Source organism: Candidatus Pedobacter colombiensis (assembly GCA_029202485.1).
Lineage (GTDB): Bacteria > Bacteroidota > Bacteroidia > Sphingobacteriales > Sphingobacteriaceae > Pedobacter > Pedobacter colombiensis.
This window is the reverse complement of the sequence record CP119313.1, coordinates 2,944,059-2,965,766: the sequence shown is the minus strand read 5'-3', so window position 1 is coordinate 2,965,766 and position 21,708 is coordinate 2,944,059. Positions and strand designations below refer to the sequence as shown.

Sequence of the window (21,708 nt, the reverse complement as noted above, 5' to 3'; positions counted from 1 at the left end):
CCTGCTAGAATAATTGACTGTTAAGACAAAATCGTACTATATTACTTGCTTTATATTTATGTTATTTGGGCTGAAGTCTGATGATATCTAAAATTATTGTAGTACATGAAATTGAATCTTATTCGTAAAACTATCCTTGTATTTGCTTTTGCAGGTAGCGTCGTAACCCCTGTTTGTGCACAAACTATGGATGAGATGTGGGACAGCAACGTATCTGGTAAAGAAAATCCCAATTTGAAATGGTTTAAAGAAGCTAAATTCGGCATGTTTATTCATTGGGGATTGTACGCTAAACTTGCCGGCGAATGGAAGGATAAACGCTATTATGGAAGTGGAGAATGGATTATGAATCAGGCTAAAATACCTGTTGCTGAATATAGACAGGTAGCTCAAACTTTTAATCCGGTTAAATTTAATGCTGATGAATGGGCTCAATTGGCAAAGGATGCCGGCATTAAATACATGGTGATTACCGCAAAGCACCATGAAGGTTTTTCTATGTTTGATTCTAAAGTGACTGATTTTAATATTGTAAACGCGACTCCTTATAAAAAGGATCCGATGAAAGCACTTTCTGAAGCAACGCGAAAAAGAGGGATTCAATTTGGGTTTTACTATTCACAGTTTCAGGATTGGTATGAGCCAAATGGGGGTAAAAATACATGGGATTTTGATGAGTCGAAAAAAGATTACCAAAAGTATTATAGAGAAAAAGCGGTTCCGCAGTTGAAGGAATTATTAACTAATTATGGTCCACTGGGTATTATATGGTTTGATACTCCTGGCGGAATGACCAAAGAACAAACACAAAGCTTTGTAAATGAATTGAGGGTTTTACAGCCTAAAAGCTTATTCAGCAGTCGAGTAGGTCAAGGCTTAGGCGATTATCGTGATTTTGGTGATTCTGAAGTGCCAGCGACACCTATTAAAGGTGCCTGGGAGTCAATTTATACCCACAATGACTCCTGGGGCTACATCAAGCATGATATGAATTTTAAAACGCCGACAGAAATTATCAGACTGCTTGCTAATGTGGCCTCCAAAGGTGGCAATCTGATGTTGAATGTCGGACCAGATGGTGAAGGTAATATTCCTGAGTATTCAGTTAAATTTTTACGTGAAACTGGTAAATGGTTGGAGAAAAATGGAGAGAGTATTTACAGTAGCACTTACGGACTGATTCCTGCTCAACCATGGGGTGTAAGTACTTCAAAACCGGGTAAACAGTATTTGCATGTACTGCAGAGACCCGAAAATGGTCAACTGTTTATTCCTGATTTTAAGGGGCAGGTTTCTAAAGTATATGCTTTAGTGGATCACAAGAATCTTGTCTGGAAAAAAGTAGGTGATGATATTTCGATCGAATTACCTGCATTTGATGCAGCAAATACGGTGTTTGTAATGGAATATTCAGGTAAAATTGGAGATTATGATTTAAACGTTCCAATTACTGTTTCTAATCAATTTAAAGAAAATATAGTAGAGGCAACATTTGCCAAATTGAAAGGTAATGCACAAATAAAAAGCTTAACCTATAGTCACTATTATGGCGATTGGAAGCATACAGTTTGCGTAACTGATATGAAGAGCAAGGCTGATGAAGCCGATTTTAGGATTCGAGTAACGGAGCCTGGGATATATAAAATCACTTTGGAATACTCTTGTTCGCCGGAAAGTGCTAAACAGGAGGGAATTATGAAAGTCAATAATCAGGAGTTTCTTTTCCGGACTTTACGTACTTCAGAGTTTGATAAAAAGGCACCATTGCCATTTATTAAACACACTATTGCGACAACCACATTTCGTAATGCCGGTGTTTACACGATTACAGTAAATCCTTTGCAAAATGGAGTTGAACTATTTAAGTTGAAGTCAGTAATGTTGGAGCCAGTAAAATAATAATCAAAGAAAATTGGGATGCATAAGTATGTTGAGTTATAAGCAATGTGATGCGGATTTAGTGGCTCTTTTGAGGGAAGGTGATGAGTGTGCCTTCACAGAGATCTATCAGCGTTATTTTCAGCTTTTATATACCTATGCCTATAAAAAATTACGGGATCAGGATCTGGTAAGAGATATTTTGCATGATTTTTTTGCCAGTTTGTGGGGAAATAGGGATACGATTCCAGCGATCAATAATCTGTCGGCTTATTTTTTTACGGTGATCAACCGGAAATTGATAGACCACTTTCTCCACGAACAGGTAGCTGCTAAGTATGTGGGTTCTTTTGCTGCTTTTGCAGAAAATGAGGAGGCGAAAACAGATCATCTGATCCGAGAAAAACAAATGATAGCTGCAATTGAAGTGGAAATACAGGCACTTCCGCCACGTATGCGGGAGGCTTTTGAACTGAGCCGTAATCAGCACTTGAGTCATAAAGAAATTGGCTGCCGTATGGATATTTCCGAAAAGACGGTAGACCGGCAGATTTCCAATGCTTTAAATATTCTGAAAGGCCGTTTAACAGCCCTTGTCTGGTTGATGTTGCTAATGGGATTCTGAGTATCAGTAATAATTTTCATTTTTTTTTTACATTCATCTACATGTTGCCCCTATACTTCCTCGTCTTACTTTTATTAACGGGAAAGTATTGTAGCTATGTCATACGAAAAAGCCAAAGCGCTATTAGAGAAATATAAAGCAGATAGTCTTTCTGAAACTGAAAAGGCATTGGTAGAAAAATGGCTATTCAGTTACCAGAATGAGGGGCCTAACTTGTCTGACGATACCATAGAGGGGATCAGTAAGGATGTATGGGAGGAATTGCAGCTTAAACAGGTAAAGACAAGTGTTTTATGGCCGCGCATTGCTGCTGCGGCGTGTTTATTGTTCGTCTTGGGAGTAGGCCTGTTCTTTTATTTAGATAAAGGGAACAATAGTCAGGTTCGGCTAGCGGAAGTAGTGACGGGGGACATATCACCAGGTGGCAACAAGGCTGTCCTTACCTTGTCGAATGGCGAAAGGATTAGCCTTACTGATGCCAATAAAGGGGAGTTGGCCAAACAACCGGGTATACTTATTTCTAAAACCAGTGACGGACAACTGGTATATGAGGTAAATGGAGATGAAGGACATGTGGCTGGAGAAATTAGATATAATACTGTTGAAACCCCGCGTGGGGGGCAATATCAGGTTAATCTGCCTGATGGCAGCCGGGTTTGGCTTAATGCTGCTACAAGTCTTAAATTTCCATTGTCGTTTGTTAATTTACATGAACGGAAGGTGGAGCTGAAGGGGGAAGCTTATTTTGAAGTAGAGAAAGATGAACAGAGGCCTTTTATTGTGCAGAGCGATAAACAGGCTGTGCGGGTACTGGGTACTCACTTTAACGTCAATTCGTATGCAGATGAACAGTATGCCAAAACGACTTTACTCGAAGGCTCTGTTAAGGTCTGGGGATTGAATGCATCGGAAAATAATTATCGGATTTTGGTGCCTAATCAACAAGCTCAGATCAGTTCAGATCGTAGCAGTATCCGTGTCGTTAATGTGGATGTACAAGCAGAAACGGCCTGGAAAAACGGCATGTTCTCATTTGAAGATACACCCATCGAAAATATTATGAAACAGCTATCGCGGTGGTATGATATTGATGTGGTTTATAAGGGCAATGTAGAGGGGAAAACAGTTTGGGGTTCGATAACACGTTACACCGAAGTGTCAAAAGTACTTTCCATACTCGAACGGACGGGGAAGATCCATTTTAAAGTAGAAGGAAGGAGGATCATTGTGAGCAAATAACATTTACTTAAAAAATGGTAAAAAACCGTGGATTCGACGGCAATCTTATCCACGGCAAAATATCTGGGTTACCGCCGGAGAATTAGCTATTAACAAACCAACTATAAACAGAATAACCAAATGTATGAATTTTTACGATCTAATTAGGTCTGAGCACTTTATTGTCAGACCTGACAAAATATTGCGTATTATGAAGTTGACCGTCATCATCATGACCACTTTATTAATGAGGGTAAGCGCCTCGGGTTTTGCACAAAAAATTACTTTTTCGCAAAAGCAAGTAACTGCTAAAACAGTATTTAAAGAAATAGCCAGACAGACAGGCTACCAGGTAGTGTGTGATGGTGATTTACTTAAAGCTGCGATTGTAAAAGACGTGAGTTTTAAAAAAACAGAATTGAATGATGTACTTAATCTGTTTTTTCCAGGAATGTCTTTGAGCTGGAGCATAGAAGACAATACTCTGATCATTACACAGCCTGCAGAGGTGCTGAAGAAGAAAGCTGTTGCAGAGCGGCAGATTTCCGGTATTGTAAAAGATGTAAATGGTGGCATCCTGCCGGGAGTGTCTGTAACGGTAAAGGAAAAACCGAGTATAGGTACTTCTACAGATCTCAATGGAAGATATATCTTAAGTGTACCCGACAATGCTGTATTGGTATTTTCGATGGTTAGTTTTAAAAAGCAGGAAATTGCTACAGCGAACAAAACAGTGATCAACGTGACCTTACTGGAATCTGATGATGCACTGGAAGAGGTAGTAGTTACGGCTTTTGGAAATGTGCAAAGAAAAAGCGACCTGATAGGTGCAGTAACGAGCATTTCACCAAAGGATCTTAAAATTCCATCGAGCAACCTGACCGCTGCCCTGCAGGGAAGAATTTCAGGTATGGTATCATTTCAGAGAAGTGGTGAACCTGGTATGGATAATGCAGATTTCTTTATCAGGGGGGTGGGGACTTTTGGGGTAAACCAGAAGCCGCTGATCCTCATTGATAATATGGAAGTAACAACTGATCAGTTAGCCAGGATACCACCAGATGATATTGCAAGTTTTTCTATTCTTAAGGATGCCACTGCTTCAGCTGTTTACGGATCAAGGGGAGCAAATGGGGTAATTCTGGTTACTACCAAAGTAGGGATAGAGGGGCCTGCCAAAATAAACATGAGGATAGAGCAAAGGGTATCTGCAGCTACCCAAAAACTCCGGATTGCAGATCCGGTTACATTTATGAAAATGAATAATGAGGCCTTGTTGACAAGGGATCCTCTGGCTATTACGCCTTATACAGATGAAAAAGTAGCACTTACTGAAGCAGGGGTTAACCCGCTGTTGTATCCGGCGGTTGATTGGTTAAGTATACTGACAAAGGATTATACGAATACACAAAATTATAGTTTAAGTGTAGCTGGTGGAGGTAGCCTGGCTACTTATTCGGTAAGTGGCAGCTTAACCCAGGACAATGGGTTGTTGAAGGTTAACCCGATCAATAATTTCAACAGTAATGTAGATTTTAAGACTTATAATCTGCGGAGTAATATTAATTTTAACCTCACAAAGTCTACCCAATTGATGGTCCGGACAATTGGTAATTTTCAAAGCTATAGCGGTCCGCCAATTACTGGTAGTGAGGCTTTTGCTCAGGCAATTAGTGCTAATCCTGTTCTTTTTCAGCCCATGTATGTGGCTGGTTCTAAACAGGCTTATATTAAGCATCCGCTTTTTGGTAATTATGATGATGGTTCTTATTCCAATCCTTATGCTAATATGGTTCGCGGTTATCAGGAAAGGAACACCAATAATATGCAAATCCAGCTGGAACTAAAGCAGGATTTATCGAAATTGTTAACAGAAGGATTGGCTTTTAGATCTATGGCTAACCTGACCAGGACTTCTGAATATCAGATTGTCAGACAGTATAATCCATTCTATTATGTTCCGGAATATAATGAGAACTCCAGGGAGTACACTTATTTAAATCTTAATCCAGATAAAGGGACTGAGACCTTGAACTTTTCGCCTTCCGGAAGTGGACTTTCTGCTTTGTTTTATATGGAAAATGCATTTAATTACTCCCGGACATTCAACAATAAACATTTGGTAACGGGTATGGTAATTGGTACATTAAGAAATAACATTACCCAACCAAAAAATGAGGCTTTCACTCTTCTGAATACCTTGCCTTTTAGAAACCTGAGTTTTTCTGGAAGTTTTACCTATGCATATGATAATCGTTATCATTTTCAGTTTGCATTTGGATACAATGGATCTGAGCGATTTGACGAGAACTTTAGGTGGGGGTATTTCCCTTCTGCGGGTATAGCATGGACCATTCATAATGAGAAGTTTATGGAACCACTAAAGGATATAATCAGCACACTTCGCATAAGGGGAACACATGGATTGGTAGGAAATGATGTGATTTCTAAAGAAAGGTTCTTTTACCTTTCCGATATCAATCTGAGCAATAGTAGCAGGGGATTTTCATTTGGAACACCAGGCAGTTTATACACCGTTCCTGGAATATCTACGAACAGATATGCTAATCCTACAGTGCGTTGGGAAAAATCAAAACAAACCAATATCGGTTTGGATCTGGGTCTATTTAAAAGCGCTTTTAATGTTACCCTTGATGCTTACCGACAGGACAGGAGTGATATTGTACAGGAAAGAACATCCTTACCGGTTGCATTGGGGCTTGCTCAGGTACCTCTGGCTAACCTTGGTAAATATCGGAGCGAGGGTATAGATATAGAGGCTACTTATAACCATACGGTAAATAATAATTTATGGTTCCAGGGAAGGGGTACATTTACTTTTTCAAGGGGCAAGTATATCGAATTTGAAGAGCCTAATTATAATTATGCTTATTTAAGCAGGTTAGGGTATGCAAGTAGTCAGCAACGGGGATTAATTGCAGAAAGATTATTTACAGATGATGCGGAAGTGCTGAATAGCCCATTGCAAGATTTTGGTTCCAAAGTAAGAGGTGGTGATATCAAGTATCTGGATGTAAATAATGATGGGGTAATTAATGCTGATGATATGATGCCAATTGGTTATCCTACTACGCCGCAGATCAATTACGGATTTGGCTTGTCTACAGGCTATAAAAGCTTTGATTTGTCATTTTTCTTTTCTGGGATAGGAAATACTTCTTTGTTTATTTCACCAATTTCTTCACAGCCTGGAGATAAAGAACAGGGAATTGCACCATTTGGCTCCGTAAAGAATCCGAAAGCGGTTTTGCAGGAAATAGCAGATAGTCACTGGACAGAGGAAAATCAGGACGCTTATGCTTTTTGGCCACGTTTAAGCCCATCTGCATTGTCAAATAACACGCAAAAAAGTACTTATTGGATGAGAAATGGCGCTTTCTTACGTTTGAAGCAAGTGGAGTTTGGGTACAAACTAAACAGCAAATTTACTAAGCGGTTTAAAATTGAAGGTCTGAGATTTTATGCCAGTGCAACCAATCTATTCATATTTAGCTCATTTAAATCCTGGGATCCGGAGATGGGTGGCAATGGACTGGCTTATCCTCTACAGAAAGTTTATAATATGGGATTATACTTAACTCTTTAGTTTACAGATAATGAAAAAAATATTAATAGCAGGACTTGTTATTATATGCAGCATTTTATTTAGTGCATGTAATAAATTTATGGACATCGTTCCGGACAATGTTCCCAGATTGGAAAATGCGTTTGCGATGAGAACTATGGCAGAACGATATTTGTTTACTTGTTACAGTTGGATGCCTGCAGGTTTTGACAATCAATCCAATACGGCTATGCTGGCTGGTGATGAAGCCTGGCTAAACTCCACTGCCAATTATCAGGAAGGTACTTATGGTAACTGGTACATAGCAAGAGGAGGACAAGGATCAAATAAACCACTAAATAATTATTGGGAAGGAACACAGCAGGGTAAGAACTTATGGGCAGGCATTCGAGATTGTAATGTGTTTTTAGAAAACATTTATAATGTACCTGATATGGACTCTTCTGAAATCAAAAAGTGGGCTGCAGAGGTAACTTTTCTGAAAGCTTATTACCATTACTTTTTATTGAAAATGTATGGTCCTGTGCATATTATGGATAAGAATATAGAGGCCTTCTCTGATTCAGAAGCTACACAAATTGAACGTAAACCTGTAGACGAATGTATTCGCTATATTGTTGGATTAATTGATGCTTCTATAGAGGATTTACCTGATGATATTACCGGTTCTGTATTGGAAAATGGTAGGATTACTAAGCTGGTTGCCTATTCAATGAAGGCCGAAATCTTAGTTACGGCGGCGAGTCCGCTTTTTAATGGCAACAAGGATTACCCGGGTTTTGTAAACCAGCAAAATGTTCCGTTTTTTAACCCTGTGTATAGCGCGGAAAAGTGGGCTGCTGCAAAGAATGCCTGTGAAGTAGCGGTGAATTTTTCGGAAGAACATGGAAGAAGGCTATTCAAATGGACACCTCCATTTACGATGAACCCTGCGCCTCAGCAAACGACAAAAAATCAAATGAATTACAGAGAAGCAGTTGCTGAGAGAGAGGGGAACACCGAGCAGATATGGGTAAATAATGCCAATAGTGCAAACTCGGTATTCCAGCGTTCGGTAACTGTAAGGAGTTATGATCCTGCATTAGTGAATAACACCATTTTAGGTGGTTTTATTTCACCTACAATCAATGTTGCATTACTTTTTTACAGTAAGAATGGGGTTCCGATAGAGGAGGATAAGAACTATGACTACAGTGCACGGTTTGCGTTGAGGACAGTGCCGGCAGGAACTTCCGCATATATGTACAACTTAACTCCAGGTTATACAACAATTGGGTTGCATTTTGACAGGGAAGACCGGTTTTATGCGGCATTATCTTTTGATGGCGGACGCTATTTTATGAGTAGTCATACTGATGATAGCAAAACATTCAGTACCAGCTATCGTGTTGGTGGAAATTGCCAGCCAGCTAATCCCTCAGGATACTCGATTACAGGTTACACGCCAAAGAAGTTGGTGAGTTACCGTAATGTATATGCTGCATCGAATGTTTATACAGTATATGACTATGCTTATCCAATTTTGCGTTTAGCAGATTTATACCTGTTATATTCTGAGGCTTTGAACGAGACTGGAGCTAGCACTACTGAAGTATGCAAGTACGTAGATCTGGTAAGGGAGCGAAGCGGATTAAAGGGGATAGTGGACTCCTGGAATAGCTTTTCGAAAAATCCTGGTAAACCAAAAACAAAAGAGGGACTACGGGAAATTATTTTAAGAGAGCGTTCTATCGAACTGATGTTTGAGGGGAAACGTTTTTGGGACTTATTGCGTACTAAAACTGCTCTACAGGCCTTGAATACTAATATTTTAGGCTGGAATGTGCGAGAGAAAGATCCGGAATTATTTTATCGCCCAACAAATTTATTCAGCAGAAAGTTTACACAACGGGATTATTTATGGCCATTGAGCTTAAACGAATTACGACGTAATTCAAAACTGACTCAAAATCCAGGATGGTAGTATCATTAACTAATTATTAAAATGAACATGAAAGTATCAAGAATTAAACTAATCAGCATGTTGATGTGCTTTTTAGTAGCAATTGCCTGTAAGGAAACACTAAAACCAGAACCTGTAAAGAAAGGTGATAAACCAGGAAAAGTGAGTCAATATACATCTGAATCAATACCTGGTGGAGCAATAATCACCTTTAAGGTTCCGGCAAGTCCTGATCTTAGGTATGTTAAAGCCACTTATACCTTAAATACAGGTTTGGTGAGAGAAGCAAAATCAACTGTTTATACAAATACTATTCTGGTGGATGGTTTTTCTAAAGCCGGTGATTATCAAATTACGCTTGTTGCAGTGAGTGTTGGTGAAGTTGAATCGGACCCTGTTTTTGTTAAAATTACAGCCCTGACTCCTAGTCATCAGGCTGTAGTTGATGATATTAGGGTAAATAAGACGATGTATGCAACTTTTGGTGGGATAAATGTTGATTATAAGAATGAAATGGAGGAAAATTTGGTAATCAGGGTGCTCACTAAAGATGAGAAAAACAATTGGATGGTAGCTAGTACTGCTTATACTAAAGCGAAAAATGGAAGACTTAGATTGCGCGGCTATCCTCCCGTTGAACGGGAATTTGCTGTTTATGTAACAGATAGATGGAACAATAAATCAGATACTTTATATCGTTCGCTTACACCGATTTACGAAATAAAATTTAACAAAGCACTGTTTAAGGAGGTTAATCTGCCAGGGGATACTTATACGCCGCATTCTGGAGCTAGCAGAGCCAGAGCAATGCCTATTTTATGGTCAGAACCAATTACTTCTGCAACGATATTCCATACTCAGCCAATTAGTGTGATGCCACAGCATTTTACATTTGATATGGGGGTGAAGGCAAAACTAAGTAGGTATATCTTCTATTCAGATGCCAATTCAAACGCGGTAATGTTTGGGCCAGGAACGCCATCGGTATGGGAATTATGGGGTAGTAATAATCCGAATCCCGATGGTTCATTTGCCAGCTGGACAAAGGTAGGTAAATTTAATTCTATTAAGCCTTCAGGTTTACCACTTGGTCAGCTGAGTGATGCGGATATAGCACAATGTAAAAATGGGGAAGAGTTTGAAGTTGATCCAGTTGCAGGTGCATATCGTTACTGGCGTTGGAGATCATTAGAGAATTGGGGAAACTTAAGTTATATATATATGGCAAGGTTTACATTCTTTGGTAGCGCTGAAAATTAACTTTTCATTTTAAAATAATTAAGAAAACTATAAAAATATTCAAATGAGGATAGCTAAAAATAAATTACTATTTGCCTGCATCTTACCACTCTCGTTTATTCTGGCTTGTAGTAAAAAGGTAGATTATAGTGACTATCTGAAACAGTCGGAAAAAATTTATCCAGGACGTGTAGAGGCTATTACTGTGATGTCAGGTTATAAAAAAGCGCAAGTGAATAGCTTGCTCAGTTCAGATCCACGTGTGGTTAAAATGCGCCTTTTTTGGAACAATAGACGTGATTCAATAGAGGTTGTGGTAAATGAGCAAGATTATTCAAAAGTAAAGTCTGTTAATATACCAGTAATTGAGGAGGGAATGTACACATTCGAAGTGATTACACTGGATGCTATGAACCATCGTTCTGTAAGCTCACAGAAAAATGGACAGATTTATGGCGAATTTTATGTTGGTGGCCTCGTAAATAGAGTCTTTAAAAATAAAAGTATTGTAAATGGAAGTCCGGCACTGGTCTGGTTTAGTGAAACGGATAAGGATTCACCAATTTCGGGGGTACGTGTAACCTATCCTAAGGCAGGTGGTGATTCCCTCACTGTATTTACACCCAGGTTGGAGGATGTCACAGTTATGGTTAATGCTGCGCCGACTGGAACTGCTAAGATAAGAACGGCTTATTTACCAGAGAATGCCCTGGAAACTTTTTATTCAGCTCCGGTTTATATTGCTTATTAATTTACTCAGCGTTTTATCCAGGTGCTAAAAAAGCACAATTGCCATTTATTAAACATACTATTGCGACAACCACATTTCGTAATGCCGGAGTTTACACGATTACAGTAAATTCTTTGTAAAATGGAGTCAACTACTTAGTTTAAAGTTAGTTAATTAGCTTGGGTAAGATAGAAAACGATTCTCGAGTGCCAAAATACCATAGCTGAATGGCAAATTGATTTAATAATTTGCCATTCAGCTATGGTATCTTTATTTATAACCAGATATAAACACGGTTTCATTTAAATGGAAACGGTTAATGAATAGAGAACGCTGCGAGAATTTTATTGTCACTGATTTGTTGATTAAGCTAATTAATAATGATCATTATGCTTTTCATAGACTTTATGAGCTGTATAGTCCCCAGTTATATAGTAATCTTTTAAAAATCGTTAAAGATGTTGATACTGCTCAAGATTTATTGCAGCTTACTTTTGTAAAGGTTTGGGAGAAACGTCATTTAATTAATGTTGAAAAAGCTTTTTTTGCATACCTCATTCAAATTTCCCGAAACCTAGCTTATGATCATTTTAGAAAAATAGCCCTAGATAAAAGGCTTGAAACCTATGTTTTGTCAGTTACTGATGAAACGTATAGCCATATTGAAGAAGAGTTCATTTATAAAGAAAGTAATCAGCTTTTTTTGGAGGCTGTTGCCAAGCTCTCCCCTATGCGTAAGCAAGTATTTACCTTATGTAAAATGGAAGGCAAAAGTTATCATGAAGTAAGTGATTTACTTAATATTTCGCCTTCGACTATTAGTGATCATTTGCTAAAATCTAATAAGTTTATTAGGTCGCAGATGTCAATTTCGGAGGCTTTGGTATCTATTTTTCTAATATTTATTTTTTAATTCCAAATCTTTATTGCCAGTCGGCCTTTTTAGATCTGAGGATTGTTTGCGGGGCAGCTATGGCGAAATTTCACGATCCCCTTAATCTCTGTCAGGGCTAAAATAAAGAGCCCCTCTTTTTTCTTGTTTCATTTACATAGATTTTTTCACCTTCAATGCTTTTGGCAATATCCATTAACAAAAAAAATAGCCTTTTAGACATTGCCTTTTCAGCTCCTAAAAATTCAATATCGTATTTAAAGACCTGACCCTTATCGCCAAATATTGTTGCAGCTACATTTACATTATATTTTCCACTCAGCTCAATCCCATTTGAAATAATATGTCCATTAAAAACATAAGCACCTGTCCCGTGTTCAGTTAGTGAATCTCTGGTCGACACCGTAAACTGCTTTCGATTTACTATAACCGTGTAACCTCTTTTCATAAACTCACTTTGGAGTAGAAACAGGTTTTGGTTAAGCGATTTATCATTTGTAATGACCAATTTATTTACTCCCTTAAAAAGCACACTATCTTTTATCTGTTTCCTGATTGGATCATTTATCTGACCAAAAGAGAAACAGGATAAAAAACACAGCAGCAATATCAATTGCATTGAAAAATTCTTTATGATCATTGTTTTATAAAATGAAGAGCTAATTCTTTATTGATTTTTGTTGATCGAGACTCATTCTTTTTTTACAAAAAGTTTTTCCAAGACCTTTATCCGGATACCATTAGGCATTCGGATAAAGGTAAAGTTACTTTCAATCTTATGGTACCAAAACTTTAGAATATGCTGTATAAAATGTATCTATTGCTGCTATGTTAGGTTTATAACCAGTTCTATAAGTAAACTCTGTTCCTTTTTTGTATCCCGGCAATCTGGTAGCGGGTCTAAATTGCGCAGGTTTATCACCATTTTTAACCGGAACCTCTATTACAGTCAGCTTCTCATTTGATTCATTAACATATTTGATTTCCATAACTACAGCTTGTGTACTCACACCAAACCATTGTATTTCTACGCCTTTAAATGCGACAACAGGTGGACTGGCGTTAGCATTGGCCGGAATATTTAGCCATGTGGCAGTGTTCAGTGCTCTGTTATTGATATTGTCCTGATAAATTTGACCAAAAGACTCTCCGATAACCTCTGTCCTAATTGAAGCATTGCCTTGCTTATCATAAGTGAAAACCTCAAATGTATAAATCCCTTCATTCAAATCAGGAACGATAAGAGATAGATAATCAACGCCTGTTGATTTGTTGATAGGCATCTCTATATTATTAGCCCGGTTATTCCAAAATATTTTTGCTTTGACAATTTTAGGGTCAGATGTTAGCTGCCAAGTTAACTTAATTCTTTTATTACCAGATAAAGCTCTTAAAGAATCTGGCTTCCCTGAGTAAATAATTTCCCCTCCTTTGACAAACTCACCATATGTATCCTCCATTTTTTCACAAGAGGTAAAAATACTTCCAACAATGGCTATAAGAATGGAATATTTGAAATATCGCTTCATATTCATAATGTATTTTAATTTTTATTATCCTTATTTATTTGAGTTGTCCCCATAGAGATAACTCACCTAAGTGAAGGAATCCTGACTGTCCCTCTATGGCAGCCCAACAATCAATGTGTTTCCAGGCAATGTATCTCACAGCTGGTATTCCAAGCGGGAAGTCATATTCCTGTCCTGCTTCAGCTATAGCGATATCATCATTAGAATTGGTTCCAACAGGCAAACCTGAAGGCTTCTCCATGATACGATGCTCCAGCAATACCCAACTATCAGGAATGGAAGGAGTATTCGTTCCATAAATCTCCCATTCATGCGGATTTCCGTGATTAAATGCATAGGTAGAAGTTCCTCTTTGCCAAATTTTATACCTGCTTAATTTTGCAGTTACCCCAAGGTCAATTGGTATCCATACAGGTTGTTCTACGGCTTGCTTAGTGTGATATAGAGTAGTGGGCTTATTGTCCCATAAGTTCGTTACTTTATAACTCGATGAATAATCTACGGCAAGTACCATTGGATTACCGGAAGCTGGAAGCACCCCAATTTGTGGTATTGGATAATTCTTAGGTTTTAAATCTGCCCACTTTGCCTTATCTAATGCAACTTCATAAATCGGGGTTAATTCCACTTTCAGTGTATCAGTATGGTTATCCCATCTATCTTTTAAATAAAAGCCAAACTTATATGGATTTGAAGCGAGGCCACGTATGGAATACGTTTCATTGACCAACCCACTGTAATGAATATCAATTGATTTCCATTCGTTTAATTTAGTGTCCCATAATAGAGCTCCAATTACAACATTAGTATTTACACCCCCATTAAGTGCAGATAAATTCTCAAAACTGATCAGTATTCCACCAAAAGTTTCTTGTATTTTTAAACTATTAAATACGTTATATACAGGTGCTGGTAATGGTTTGATCTTAACATTAACCGCCTCAGATAATTTTTCTGAACGACTTACTGCATATAGTGAAATTTCACGTTCATTTGTATCTCCAAAACCTTCTATTACAATGAAGTTCTTATAATAAGAGGCTTTAGCTTCCATTTTTACGCCTTTAAGGTTATATACAGCTTTTACGTATAGCAAATTATTATCATCTGGTGGACTATATTTTATTTTAGCACCACCTGCAATATTTTCAACTTCAATATTCGCAATTGCTTTGGGCGCATGTCCATCATCATTAATTGGAGAGAGTTTATCTTCTTTACATGCTGCAATTAGCATAATTATGAAGATAAAAAGTGGGAATAAAATTTGATACCTTTTCATTTTTAATTAATTTAGATTAATACCCTTACCAACCTGGATTTTGAACCAGATTATGGTTTATTTGCATTTCAGAGATCTTTAAAGGCCACAGGTACTCACGCATGCTGTAGCGCTGATTAAATAGCAATACTTCTCTATAATAGGCTATTGATTCTTTCTGAGTAATATCCCATCCTTTTACAGGACCATTTAACGCTCCGCTCTGGTGTGCTTCCAACCATCTTCTAAGATCCCAGAATCTACTACCTTCGAATGCAAGTTCTATTGCACGTTCTTTGTGAATAATTGATCTTAAATTATTCTTATCGGTGTAATACCCTGGAAGTGTGGAATACTGATTCCATGAAACTTCCACCGAGGGAATCCCTGCTCTTGCTCTAATTTTATTAACCCATAAAGTAGTTGCACCACCGTTATATCCATTTACTTCATTTAATGCTTCGGCATATAATAAGTATAGGTCAGCTAGCCTTAATTCAGGCCATGGATATGATTTTATATTACTGGAAGGCATTTGTGGTGTTTGAGTAGTACCAATGTGAACCCATTTTTTTACCGTGTATCCTGTTATGGAATAATTTTGGTTTTCCTGCTTTGCGGCGACTTCACCAGCTCTACCTTGAACATAGATTAGAGACCCTTGTCCGTTATCCTCCAGTGCAACATCATAATTATTCGCGGCATTACCATACCAAATGCCTCTATCAAAACCCATATCTGCATAAAAACGTGGCTCTCTGTCAAAATGAAGTTGAACAGTTTCCTGTCCTTTTTTAACATAAAATCTATCTTTAGCAACAGCGGTTCTAAGCGCAAAACGGTCCAAATTTTGCCAGGCCTTATCATATTCTATAGGTAATCCTTTATTTGTATAAAACATCTCCGCCATTTTTAAAGTTGGAGCAACTGTCCCCATTGGTCGCAGGCCTGTACTTCCAGGATCACCAGGAAGAAGTTTGGGAATGGAAGAGCGCTGAAGAGTTCCTGTTGTACTATTTGTATTAGGCCATATTACTTCCGTATTAGCTTCCTTATCACTTAAAGCCGCACGGATATTCATTTGTGTTTGAATAGTGTCGTTTACCTTGTAAGCAAAAGAAGGGGGGAATTCATATAATTTATACCCTAGTTTTTCACTAAAATCAATTGCTTCTTTGCAGGCATTAAGTGCTTTTACCCATTTCTGGGGATCAGGACTAAGATTAAATAATTGTAACCCTTTGTTATCCTGTAAATTAAAGAATGAATTTCCACCATTAAATAATGGGCTTGCTGCTGTAACCAGCACTTTGGCTTTTAGGGCCTTTACAATTACCCTTGTAATACGTCCCAGCTCTATGTTTTCTGTTCCTGAGAGTCTGTCAGGCAAGCTCTCATTTCTATCGACCTCATCCAATAACTCCACAATGTAATTTACAACTTCATTTACAGGCTGCCTATACACTTGTACTTCTGCAGGGCTACTCCCAAGTGGTAAATTTTGTTTTACAATAGGAATAGGTCCATACATCCTAAATAAATAGAAATGATAGTAAGCCTTTAAAAAAGTAACTTCGGCAACCCATCTGTCTTTTTCATAGGCCTCAATATCGGCAACCTTGTCAATGTTTTCCAGAAAAATATTGCAATCCCGAATAGCCTGGAATAATTTATTTCCTTGCTTTTCTCCACTCCAGTAATTAGCCAAAGGACTTGAAGAACTTTGCAACCCCTGTGCTATACTCCAAACATCACCATTCACTCCTTTTATTGGTGACATATACCACACCTCATCTGCTCCATTAAAGCCTGGATTTTTATTAATATCACCATTACTTGGCATGTAAGAATAACATGTAAATAAATAACGCTCTGCAGAAGCGCGCAAATGAAATGCATAATCTAAAGTCGGTACATTATCAGGAACCACATCCAGATACTTCTGGCATGAGCATAATAAACTCGTCAATGTGATTATAAATCCTATCTTAATTTTTTTCATCTTATTTCTTTTAAAATCCAATCTTTACACCAAAATTAATTACTCGTTGTATTGGATAACCCAATCCTTTACCTGCCATTTCCACATCCCACATTTTGAATTTACTAAACGTCAAAAGGTTTGTTGCAGTGGAGTATAACCTTAGATTTTCAATTCTTAATCTCTTTGTTAACTTCTTAGGAAAGGTATACCCAAGCTCAACTTGCTTTAAGCGTAGGAATGAACCATTACGCATAAACCAGGTACTGGTTTCATTATTGTTGCCATTGACGGTTGAGGTTAAACGTGGCCATAGGGCATAAAGGTTTCTATTTTCTTCAGACCAATGGTCATCTGCATAACCTTTTAACAATTGATTATCTCCCACAAAAGGAGCGGTTGCATTAACATCTATCCAAAAAGAAGATCTAGCTGAGCCTTGAGCAAAAAAATTAATATCGAAATGTTTATAACCAAGCATGAATCCAAAGCCGTAAATAATTTCAGGCGTTTTAGGATATCCTATAGCTACCATGTCAAGCGGCGTAATTTCGCCATCACCATTAATATCGCGAAACTTAATATCACCACCTCTGGTAATGAAATTATTGAATTTTTGACTTGGAGAATTACGTACCTCCTCATCATCTACAAATAAACGTTCTGCAATATATCCCCATTGTTGACTCGTAGAGTGTCCTTTCTTAAACAGCCAAGGTTGAGCATAATTTGGTTCCTCATAATTCTCAAATTTGTTTTTAGAATACGTGAAATTTCCCCGAGCCTGTATAGTCCAATCTTTACCTAAATGCTCATCATAAGTTACTTGCATTTCAAATGATCTGGATCTTACTTCACCAACATTAGCCTTAGGTGTGGCTTGCAAACCCATTGTCATCGGGATAGAAGCCCTGGTCATTAAAATATTGTATCGATGATCTATAAAATATTCAGTAGTAATATCTAACTTATTCCACAAACCTAACTCAAGTCCGAAAGTAGAATTTTGAGTAGTTTCCCAGGTAACATCTGGATTCTCATACCTTACAATACTAAATCCATTTCTTTTATAGCCTCCATCAGTACCAAAAGTAGCGCCATAACCGGTCTCGTTCATTTTTACTTCTGAAAGGTAGAAAAATCTTTCTGATGCACTTCCAATTGCATCATTACCTGCTAACCCAATATTTCCTCTGACCCTTAATTTATTAACTATAGATTTGTATGGTTCAAAGAATTTTTCGTTAGATATTGCCCATGCGACACCAGCTGACGGGAAAAAGCCAAACCGTTGTTCCAACGAGAAACGCTCAGAACCATTATAACCAAAATTGAATTCAAAGAAATAACGATTGTCATAACTATAAGTAGCCCTACCAGATAGACCCAAATTACGTGAGGGTAGGGATCCTTGTAAACTAGTGGCATCACCATTTGATTCTGAATGCATCTGAAGTATTGCCATACCGGAAACGCTATGCCTTTTTCCAAAGGTACGGCTGTAGTTTAATGCTGATTGCAAATGAAATGTAGACGAAACAGTTTTAACACCGGGAACATAACTTAACCAGTCTGTGCCTCCACCTTCTTCCGGCGCACCTTGATTTAACCCTGTTAAATTATATGTATTTGCGACTTTATCATAATTTGTCACAGCATACCAAAATGGGGTATATTCTCGTTTCACATCGAAATAAGAGCGACGGTTGGTATTCATCATCGCATTTAGTGATAGTCCCTCTGTGACAAAAGAAAAATCCTGATTAAGCTCTAATTGTGCAACCATTAATGATCTTGAATATTCTTTATACCCCTTTACCATATCTGCATAAGGATTTAATGCGCCGCCTTCTGGAACATTTCCAAACATGGTATGATTGATATAAGCAGTACTTTCAGTTGGTGTATAATAAGGTAAAAAGCGCGTTTGAGGAGTGCGCATTACCTTCATGTAAATATCTTCTCCACTGTTTAGCGGACCTTGGTAATCGTCAAAATTTCCATTTAATCTGATACCAAGCTTGGTTGACTTAGACACATTAATATTTATATTAGAACGCAGGTTGAAAGACTTGAGATCAATATTGGTATTAAAGTTATTCCGTGGATCTACTTTAAGTACACCATTGTCCTGGTTGTAGGTGGCTGATACGTAGTATGTTGAAACCTGTCCGCCTCCACCTAAACTTGCATTCATCCTTTGATTGATGGTTTGTTTTTTGAACAACTGATCTTGCCAATTAACTACAGGAAAGACTGTAGGGTTGATACCAGATATGGTGTTATCAATTTTACTTTGCGGATAAATGATGGCGCCCAAGGGATCCCTTGTTAACACAGATTCATTGTGTAATTTCATATAAGTAATAGGATCTGCCAACTCTATATTCCTTGTTGGAGATGATATAGAATTTTCAACACGAACATCTATTTTAGGAGAGCCTGCTTTCCCTTGTTTTGTAGTCACTAGTATAACACCATTTGCGCCACGTGCCCCATACAATGCTGTAGCTGTTGCATCCTTTAATATAGAAAATTCCTGTATATCATCCGGTTGTAAACGCGCAAGGTCTGTAGTGGTATATTCCATTCCATCAATTAAAATCAAAGGATCTTTTTTATATCCGAAAGTAGTTGCACCTCGAATAAAGAAATCGGCATTATCTGCTCCTGGTTCACCACTTCGCTGGTAGGCAATAATTCCTGCTATCCGGCCGGCTAAAGCCGTAGTTAAATTACTGGAAGGTACTTTTAATTCACCTGGGTTTATTGTAGTAATTGAACCAATTACTGATTCTTTTTTCTGTTTACCAAAAGCTACGATTACAGTTTCATCAAGTTGATTATCGGCCGCTTTAAGAGTTACATTTATAATGTTCTTCCCCCGAACTGGGATTTCCTGAGTGGCATAACCAACCATTGTAAAAACCAACACAACGTTTTCATCGGGTACATCTAGAATATATTTACCATTTAAATCTGTTGTGGTTCCTATACCTGGTTTATTTTTAACAGACACATTAATACCAGGTAAAGGTCCTACAGTATCACGTACCGTACCTCTTATCTCTTTAGAGAGGGATTTTAACCTATTAACTTCAATTGTTTTATCAAAGATTACCGGTTCATTTACTATCGCCTTTCGGAGAATAAGGGTTTTATCTTCTATGATCCATTTAACAGATTTTTTTGGAAAGAATGTATCAAATACTTCCTGCAAGCTAGCCTCGGTAAAGTTTACATCAGCAGCTCTTGCGGCTTTAATAAGTTCTCCGTCGCATATAACCTGATAGCCTGTTTGGCTGGTTATTTCTTTAAACACCATTTTTATGGATGTGCCTTTTTGTGAAAAAGTGATTTTTTGAGCAAATCCTGAGGCACTGGTCTCTATTAGTAAAGTGGTCATAATGAGAATGATCAGCTTCATAATGCGTATTGTTTGTTTAGATCTGTGAACAGAGGGTTCGGACCTAAATAGATCGTAAAAATTCATACATTTGGTTATTGGGTTTATTGTTGGTTATAGTTAATTGTAAACAGATTTAGTGGTAGACCTAATGTTTATCCGCGATTTCGACGGCAATCGAAGTCGCGGTATTTAAGTCTACTTTTAAGTAAAATTACTTTCGCACAATGATCCTCCTTCCTTCTACTTTAAAGTGAATTTCACCTGTAAGCTCTAATATAGAAAGCACTTTTGATACGTCTGCATAACGTGTTACAGAGCCCCAAACAGTCTTGCCGGCCACGTTATCCTGATAAATCACCTCGACATTATACCACCGTGCAATCTTTTTCATAATATTCTCAATAGGCTCATTTTCAAAAAAGAACAAACCCTGTTTCCAGGAAATTTCGGTCATAGGATCTACACGAATTACATTAATATGATTAGATTTTATACTAATCTGGCTTTGTTGTCCTGGTTTTAGAATAATTTGATCACCATTTGCGCCATTTAGAGCAGTGATTTTAACAGAGCCTTCAAGTAATGTAGTTTTAGTCTCGGCTTCATCTGTATATGAATCAACATTAAAATGAGTTCCAAAAACCTGAATGATCTGATGATTGGATTGTACAATAAAAGGTTTACCTGGATTTTTCTCAACTTCAAAGTAAGCTTCTCCTTGTAGCTCAACCTTACGCTCTTTCAAATTTTCGAAACTTAAAGGAAATTTGAGTGTAGTTGCAGCATTCAGCCAGACCTTTGTGCCGTCAGGTAAGTTTACCCGATATTGTCCACCTCTCGGCGTTGCAATGGTGTTGGTCAATGTCATTGTATAATCTGCATTGGTATCATCCAATTGTTTAATGGTTTCATTTACCGTATATACGACTTGTCCATCATCAGTTTTAGTAATTCCAACTCCAGCCTGATTGGTAAGTTTCCCCTTAACTGCGTCATCTAAAAGAATTTTCGATCCATCAGCCAATGTCAAAACGGCCTTGTTACTACCTGGTTTGATATCTTCAGATTGAAGTGATCTTTCAAAGTGTGTTTTAAAAAATAGAACGCTAATACATAGAATAAGTACTGCAGCTATTTTAAGCCAAAGCCTATTTTTCCCTGCAGTGACCTGAATTTCCGTTTCGCTGATTTGTTGAATTATATTCTTCTGAACCTTATTTAATTCGGCTTTAATTTGAGGTAACCTTTTAAACTCTGGATCGACCTCCTGTTTCAATTCAATCTCAATCAGATCCTTCAAAAACAATTCATGTTCTTTGGAACACAGTAATTCCCAAAACAACTGTTCTTCTTCCTCCGAACATTGATTTACCAGGTAACGCTTAAATAGGACTGTTATCTCTTTCTGATTTCTCAAA

The 21,708-nt window shown here is 37.7% G+C and carries 14 protein-coding genes; 8 read left to right on the top strand and 6 right to left on the bottom strand.

Going from position 1 to position 21,708, the window contains the following annotated elements:
- Nucleotides 1-105: 105 nt before the first annotated feature.
- From P0Y49_12655 to P0Y49_12620, 8 genes are all read left to right on the top strand, one after another.
- Nucleotides 106-1,899, top strand: a complete 1,794-nt coding sequence (locus tag P0Y49_12655; protein WEK17646.1) for an alpha-L-fucosidase — start codon at nt 106-108, stop codon at nt 1,897-1,899.
- Between the two features lie 28 nt (nt 1,900-1,927).
- Entirely contained in the window at nt 1,928-2,503 is a 576-nt protein-coding gene (locus tag P0Y49_12650) for a sigma-70 family RNA polymerase sigma factor (GenBank protein WEK17645.1), read from the top strand.
- Nucleotides 2,504-2,599: 96 nt separating this feature from the next.
- Nucleotides 2,600-3,742 carry a DUF4974 domain-containing protein gene (locus tag P0Y49_12645; protein ID WEK17644.1) on the top strand — a complete coding sequence of 381 codons (1,143 nt, stop codon included), beginning with the start codon at nt 2,600-2,602 and terminating at the stop codon, nt 3,740-3,742.
- A gap of 190 nt (nt 3,743-3,932) precedes the next feature.
- On the top strand, nt 3,933-7,328 hold the full coding sequence (locus tag P0Y49_12640; protein WEK17643.1) for a TonB-dependent receptor: 3,396 nt from the start codon (nt 3,933-3,935) through the stop codon (nt 7,326-7,328).
- A gap of 10 nt (nt 7,329-7,338) precedes the next feature.
- Nucleotides 7,339-9,270, top strand: coding sequence for a RagB/SusD family nutrient uptake outer membrane protein (locus P0Y49_12635; protein WEK17642.1), 1,932 nt, complete (start codon nt 7,339-7,341; stop codon nt 9,268-9,270).
- A gap of 21 nt (nt 9,271-9,291) precedes the next feature.
- Nucleotides 9,292-10,509: a DUF5000 domain-containing lipoprotein gene (locus tag P0Y49_12630; protein ID WEK17641.1), complete on the top strand. Its 1,218-nt coding sequence runs from the start codon at nt 9,292-9,294 to the stop codon at nt 10,507-10,509.
- Nucleotides 10,510-10,552: 43 nt separating this feature from the next.
- The gene (locus tag P0Y49_12625; GenBank protein ID WEK17640.1) at nt 10,553-11,239 is read left to right on the top strand and encodes a DUF4998 domain-containing protein; all 687 of its coding nucleotides are present in this window, start codon (nt 10,553-10,555) and stop codon (nt 11,237-11,239) included.
- A 298-nt stretch (nt 11,240-11,537) separates the two neighbouring features.
- A complete protein-coding gene (locus P0Y49_12620; GenBank protein ID WEK17639.1) occupies nt 11,538-12,131 on the top strand; it encodes a sigma-70 family RNA polymerase sigma factor in 594 nt (197 codons plus the stop codon).
- Nucleotides 12,132-12,228: 97 nt separating this feature from the next.
- On the opposite strand, the gene P0Y49_12615 is transcribed toward P0Y49_12620, so the two are convergent.
- The 6 genes from P0Y49_12615 to P0Y49_12590 form a co-directional block, all read right to left on the bottom strand.
- Nucleotides 12,229-12,729 carry a hypothetical protein gene (locus tag P0Y49_12615; protein ID WEK17638.1) on the bottom strand — a complete coding sequence of 167 codons (501 nt, stop codon included), beginning with the start codon at nt 12,727-12,729 and terminating at the stop codon, nt 12,229-12,231.
- Nucleotides 12,730-12,886: 157 nt separating this feature from the next.
- Nucleotides 12,887-13,645 carry a DUF4998 domain-containing protein gene (locus tag P0Y49_12610; GenBank protein ID WEK17637.1) on the bottom strand — a complete coding sequence of 253 codons (759 nt, stop codon included), beginning with the start codon at nt 13,643-13,645 and terminating at the stop codon, nt 12,887-12,889.
- A gap of 28 nt (nt 13,646-13,673) precedes the next feature.
- Entirely contained in the window at nt 13,674-14,921 is a 1,248-nt protein-coding gene (locus P0Y49_12605) for a DUF5000 domain-containing lipoprotein (protein ID WEK17636.1), read from the bottom strand.
- A gap of 25 nt (nt 14,922-14,946) precedes the next feature.
- Complete coding sequence (locus P0Y49_12600) at nt 14,947-16,902, bottom strand: RagB/SusD family nutrient uptake outer membrane protein (protein WEK17635.1); 1,956 nt, start codon at nt 16,900-16,902, stop codon at nt 14,947-14,949.
- Between the two features lie 10 nt (nt 16,903-16,912).
- On the bottom strand, nt 16,913-20,308 hold the full coding sequence (locus tag P0Y49_12595) for a TonB-dependent receptor (protein ID WEK17634.1): 3,396 nt from the start codon (nt 20,306-20,308) through the stop codon (nt 16,913-16,915).
- 193 nt (nt 20,309-20,501) lie between these two features.
- Nucleotides 20,502-21,707, bottom strand: coding sequence for a DUF4974 domain-containing protein (locus tag P0Y49_12590; GenBank protein WEK17633.1), 1,206 nt, complete (start codon nt 21,705-21,707; stop codon nt 20,502-20,504).
- Between the last annotated feature and the right edge of the window lies 1 nt (nt 21,708).

Coding starts and splice junctions, on each gene's coding strand:
- P0Y49_12655 (WEK17646.1), top strand. CDS start 106: ATGAAATTGAATCTTATTCGTAAAACTATCCTTGTATTTGCTTTTGCA.
- P0Y49_12650 (WEK17645.1), top strand. CDS start 1,928: ATGTTGAGTTATAAGCAATGTGATGCGGATTTAGTGGCTCTTTTGAGG.
- P0Y49_12645 (WEK17644.1), top strand. CDS start 2,600: ATGTCATACGAAAAAGCCAAAGCGCTATTAGAGAAATATAAAGCAGAT.
- P0Y49_12640 (WEK17643.1), top strand. CDS start 3,933: ATGAAGTTGACCGTCATCATCATGACCACTTTATTAATGAGGGTAAGC.
- P0Y49_12635 (WEK17642.1), top strand. CDS start 7,339: ATGAAAAAAATATTAATAGCAGGACTTGTTATTATATGCAGCATTTTA.
- P0Y49_12630 (WEK17641.1), top strand. CDS start 9,292: ATGAACATGAAAGTATCAAGAATTAAACTAATCAGCATGTTGATGTGC.
- P0Y49_12625 (WEK17640.1), top strand. CDS start 10,553: ATGAGGATAGCTAAAAATAAATTACTATTTGCCTGCATCTTACCACTC.
- P0Y49_12620 (WEK17639.1), top strand. CDS start 11,538: ATGAATAGAGAACGCTGCGAGAATTTTATTGTCACTGATTTGTTGATT.
- P0Y49_12615 (WEK17638.1), bottom strand. CDS start 12,729: ATGCAATTGATATTGCTGCTGTGTTTTTTATCCTGTTTCTCTTTTGGT.
- P0Y49_12610 (WEK17637.1), bottom strand. CDS start 13,645: ATGAATATGAAGCGATATTTCAAATATTCCATTCTTATAGCCATTGTT.
- P0Y49_12605 (WEK17636.1), bottom strand. CDS start 14,921: ATGAAAAGGTATCAAATTTTATTCCCACTTTTTATCTTCATAATTATG.
- P0Y49_12600 (WEK17635.1), bottom strand. CDS start 16,902: ATGAAAAAAATTAAGATAGGATTTATAATCACATTGACGAGTTTATTA.
- P0Y49_12595 (WEK17634.1), bottom strand. CDS start 20,308: ATGAAGCTGATCATTCTCATTATGACCACTTTACTAATAGAGACCAGT.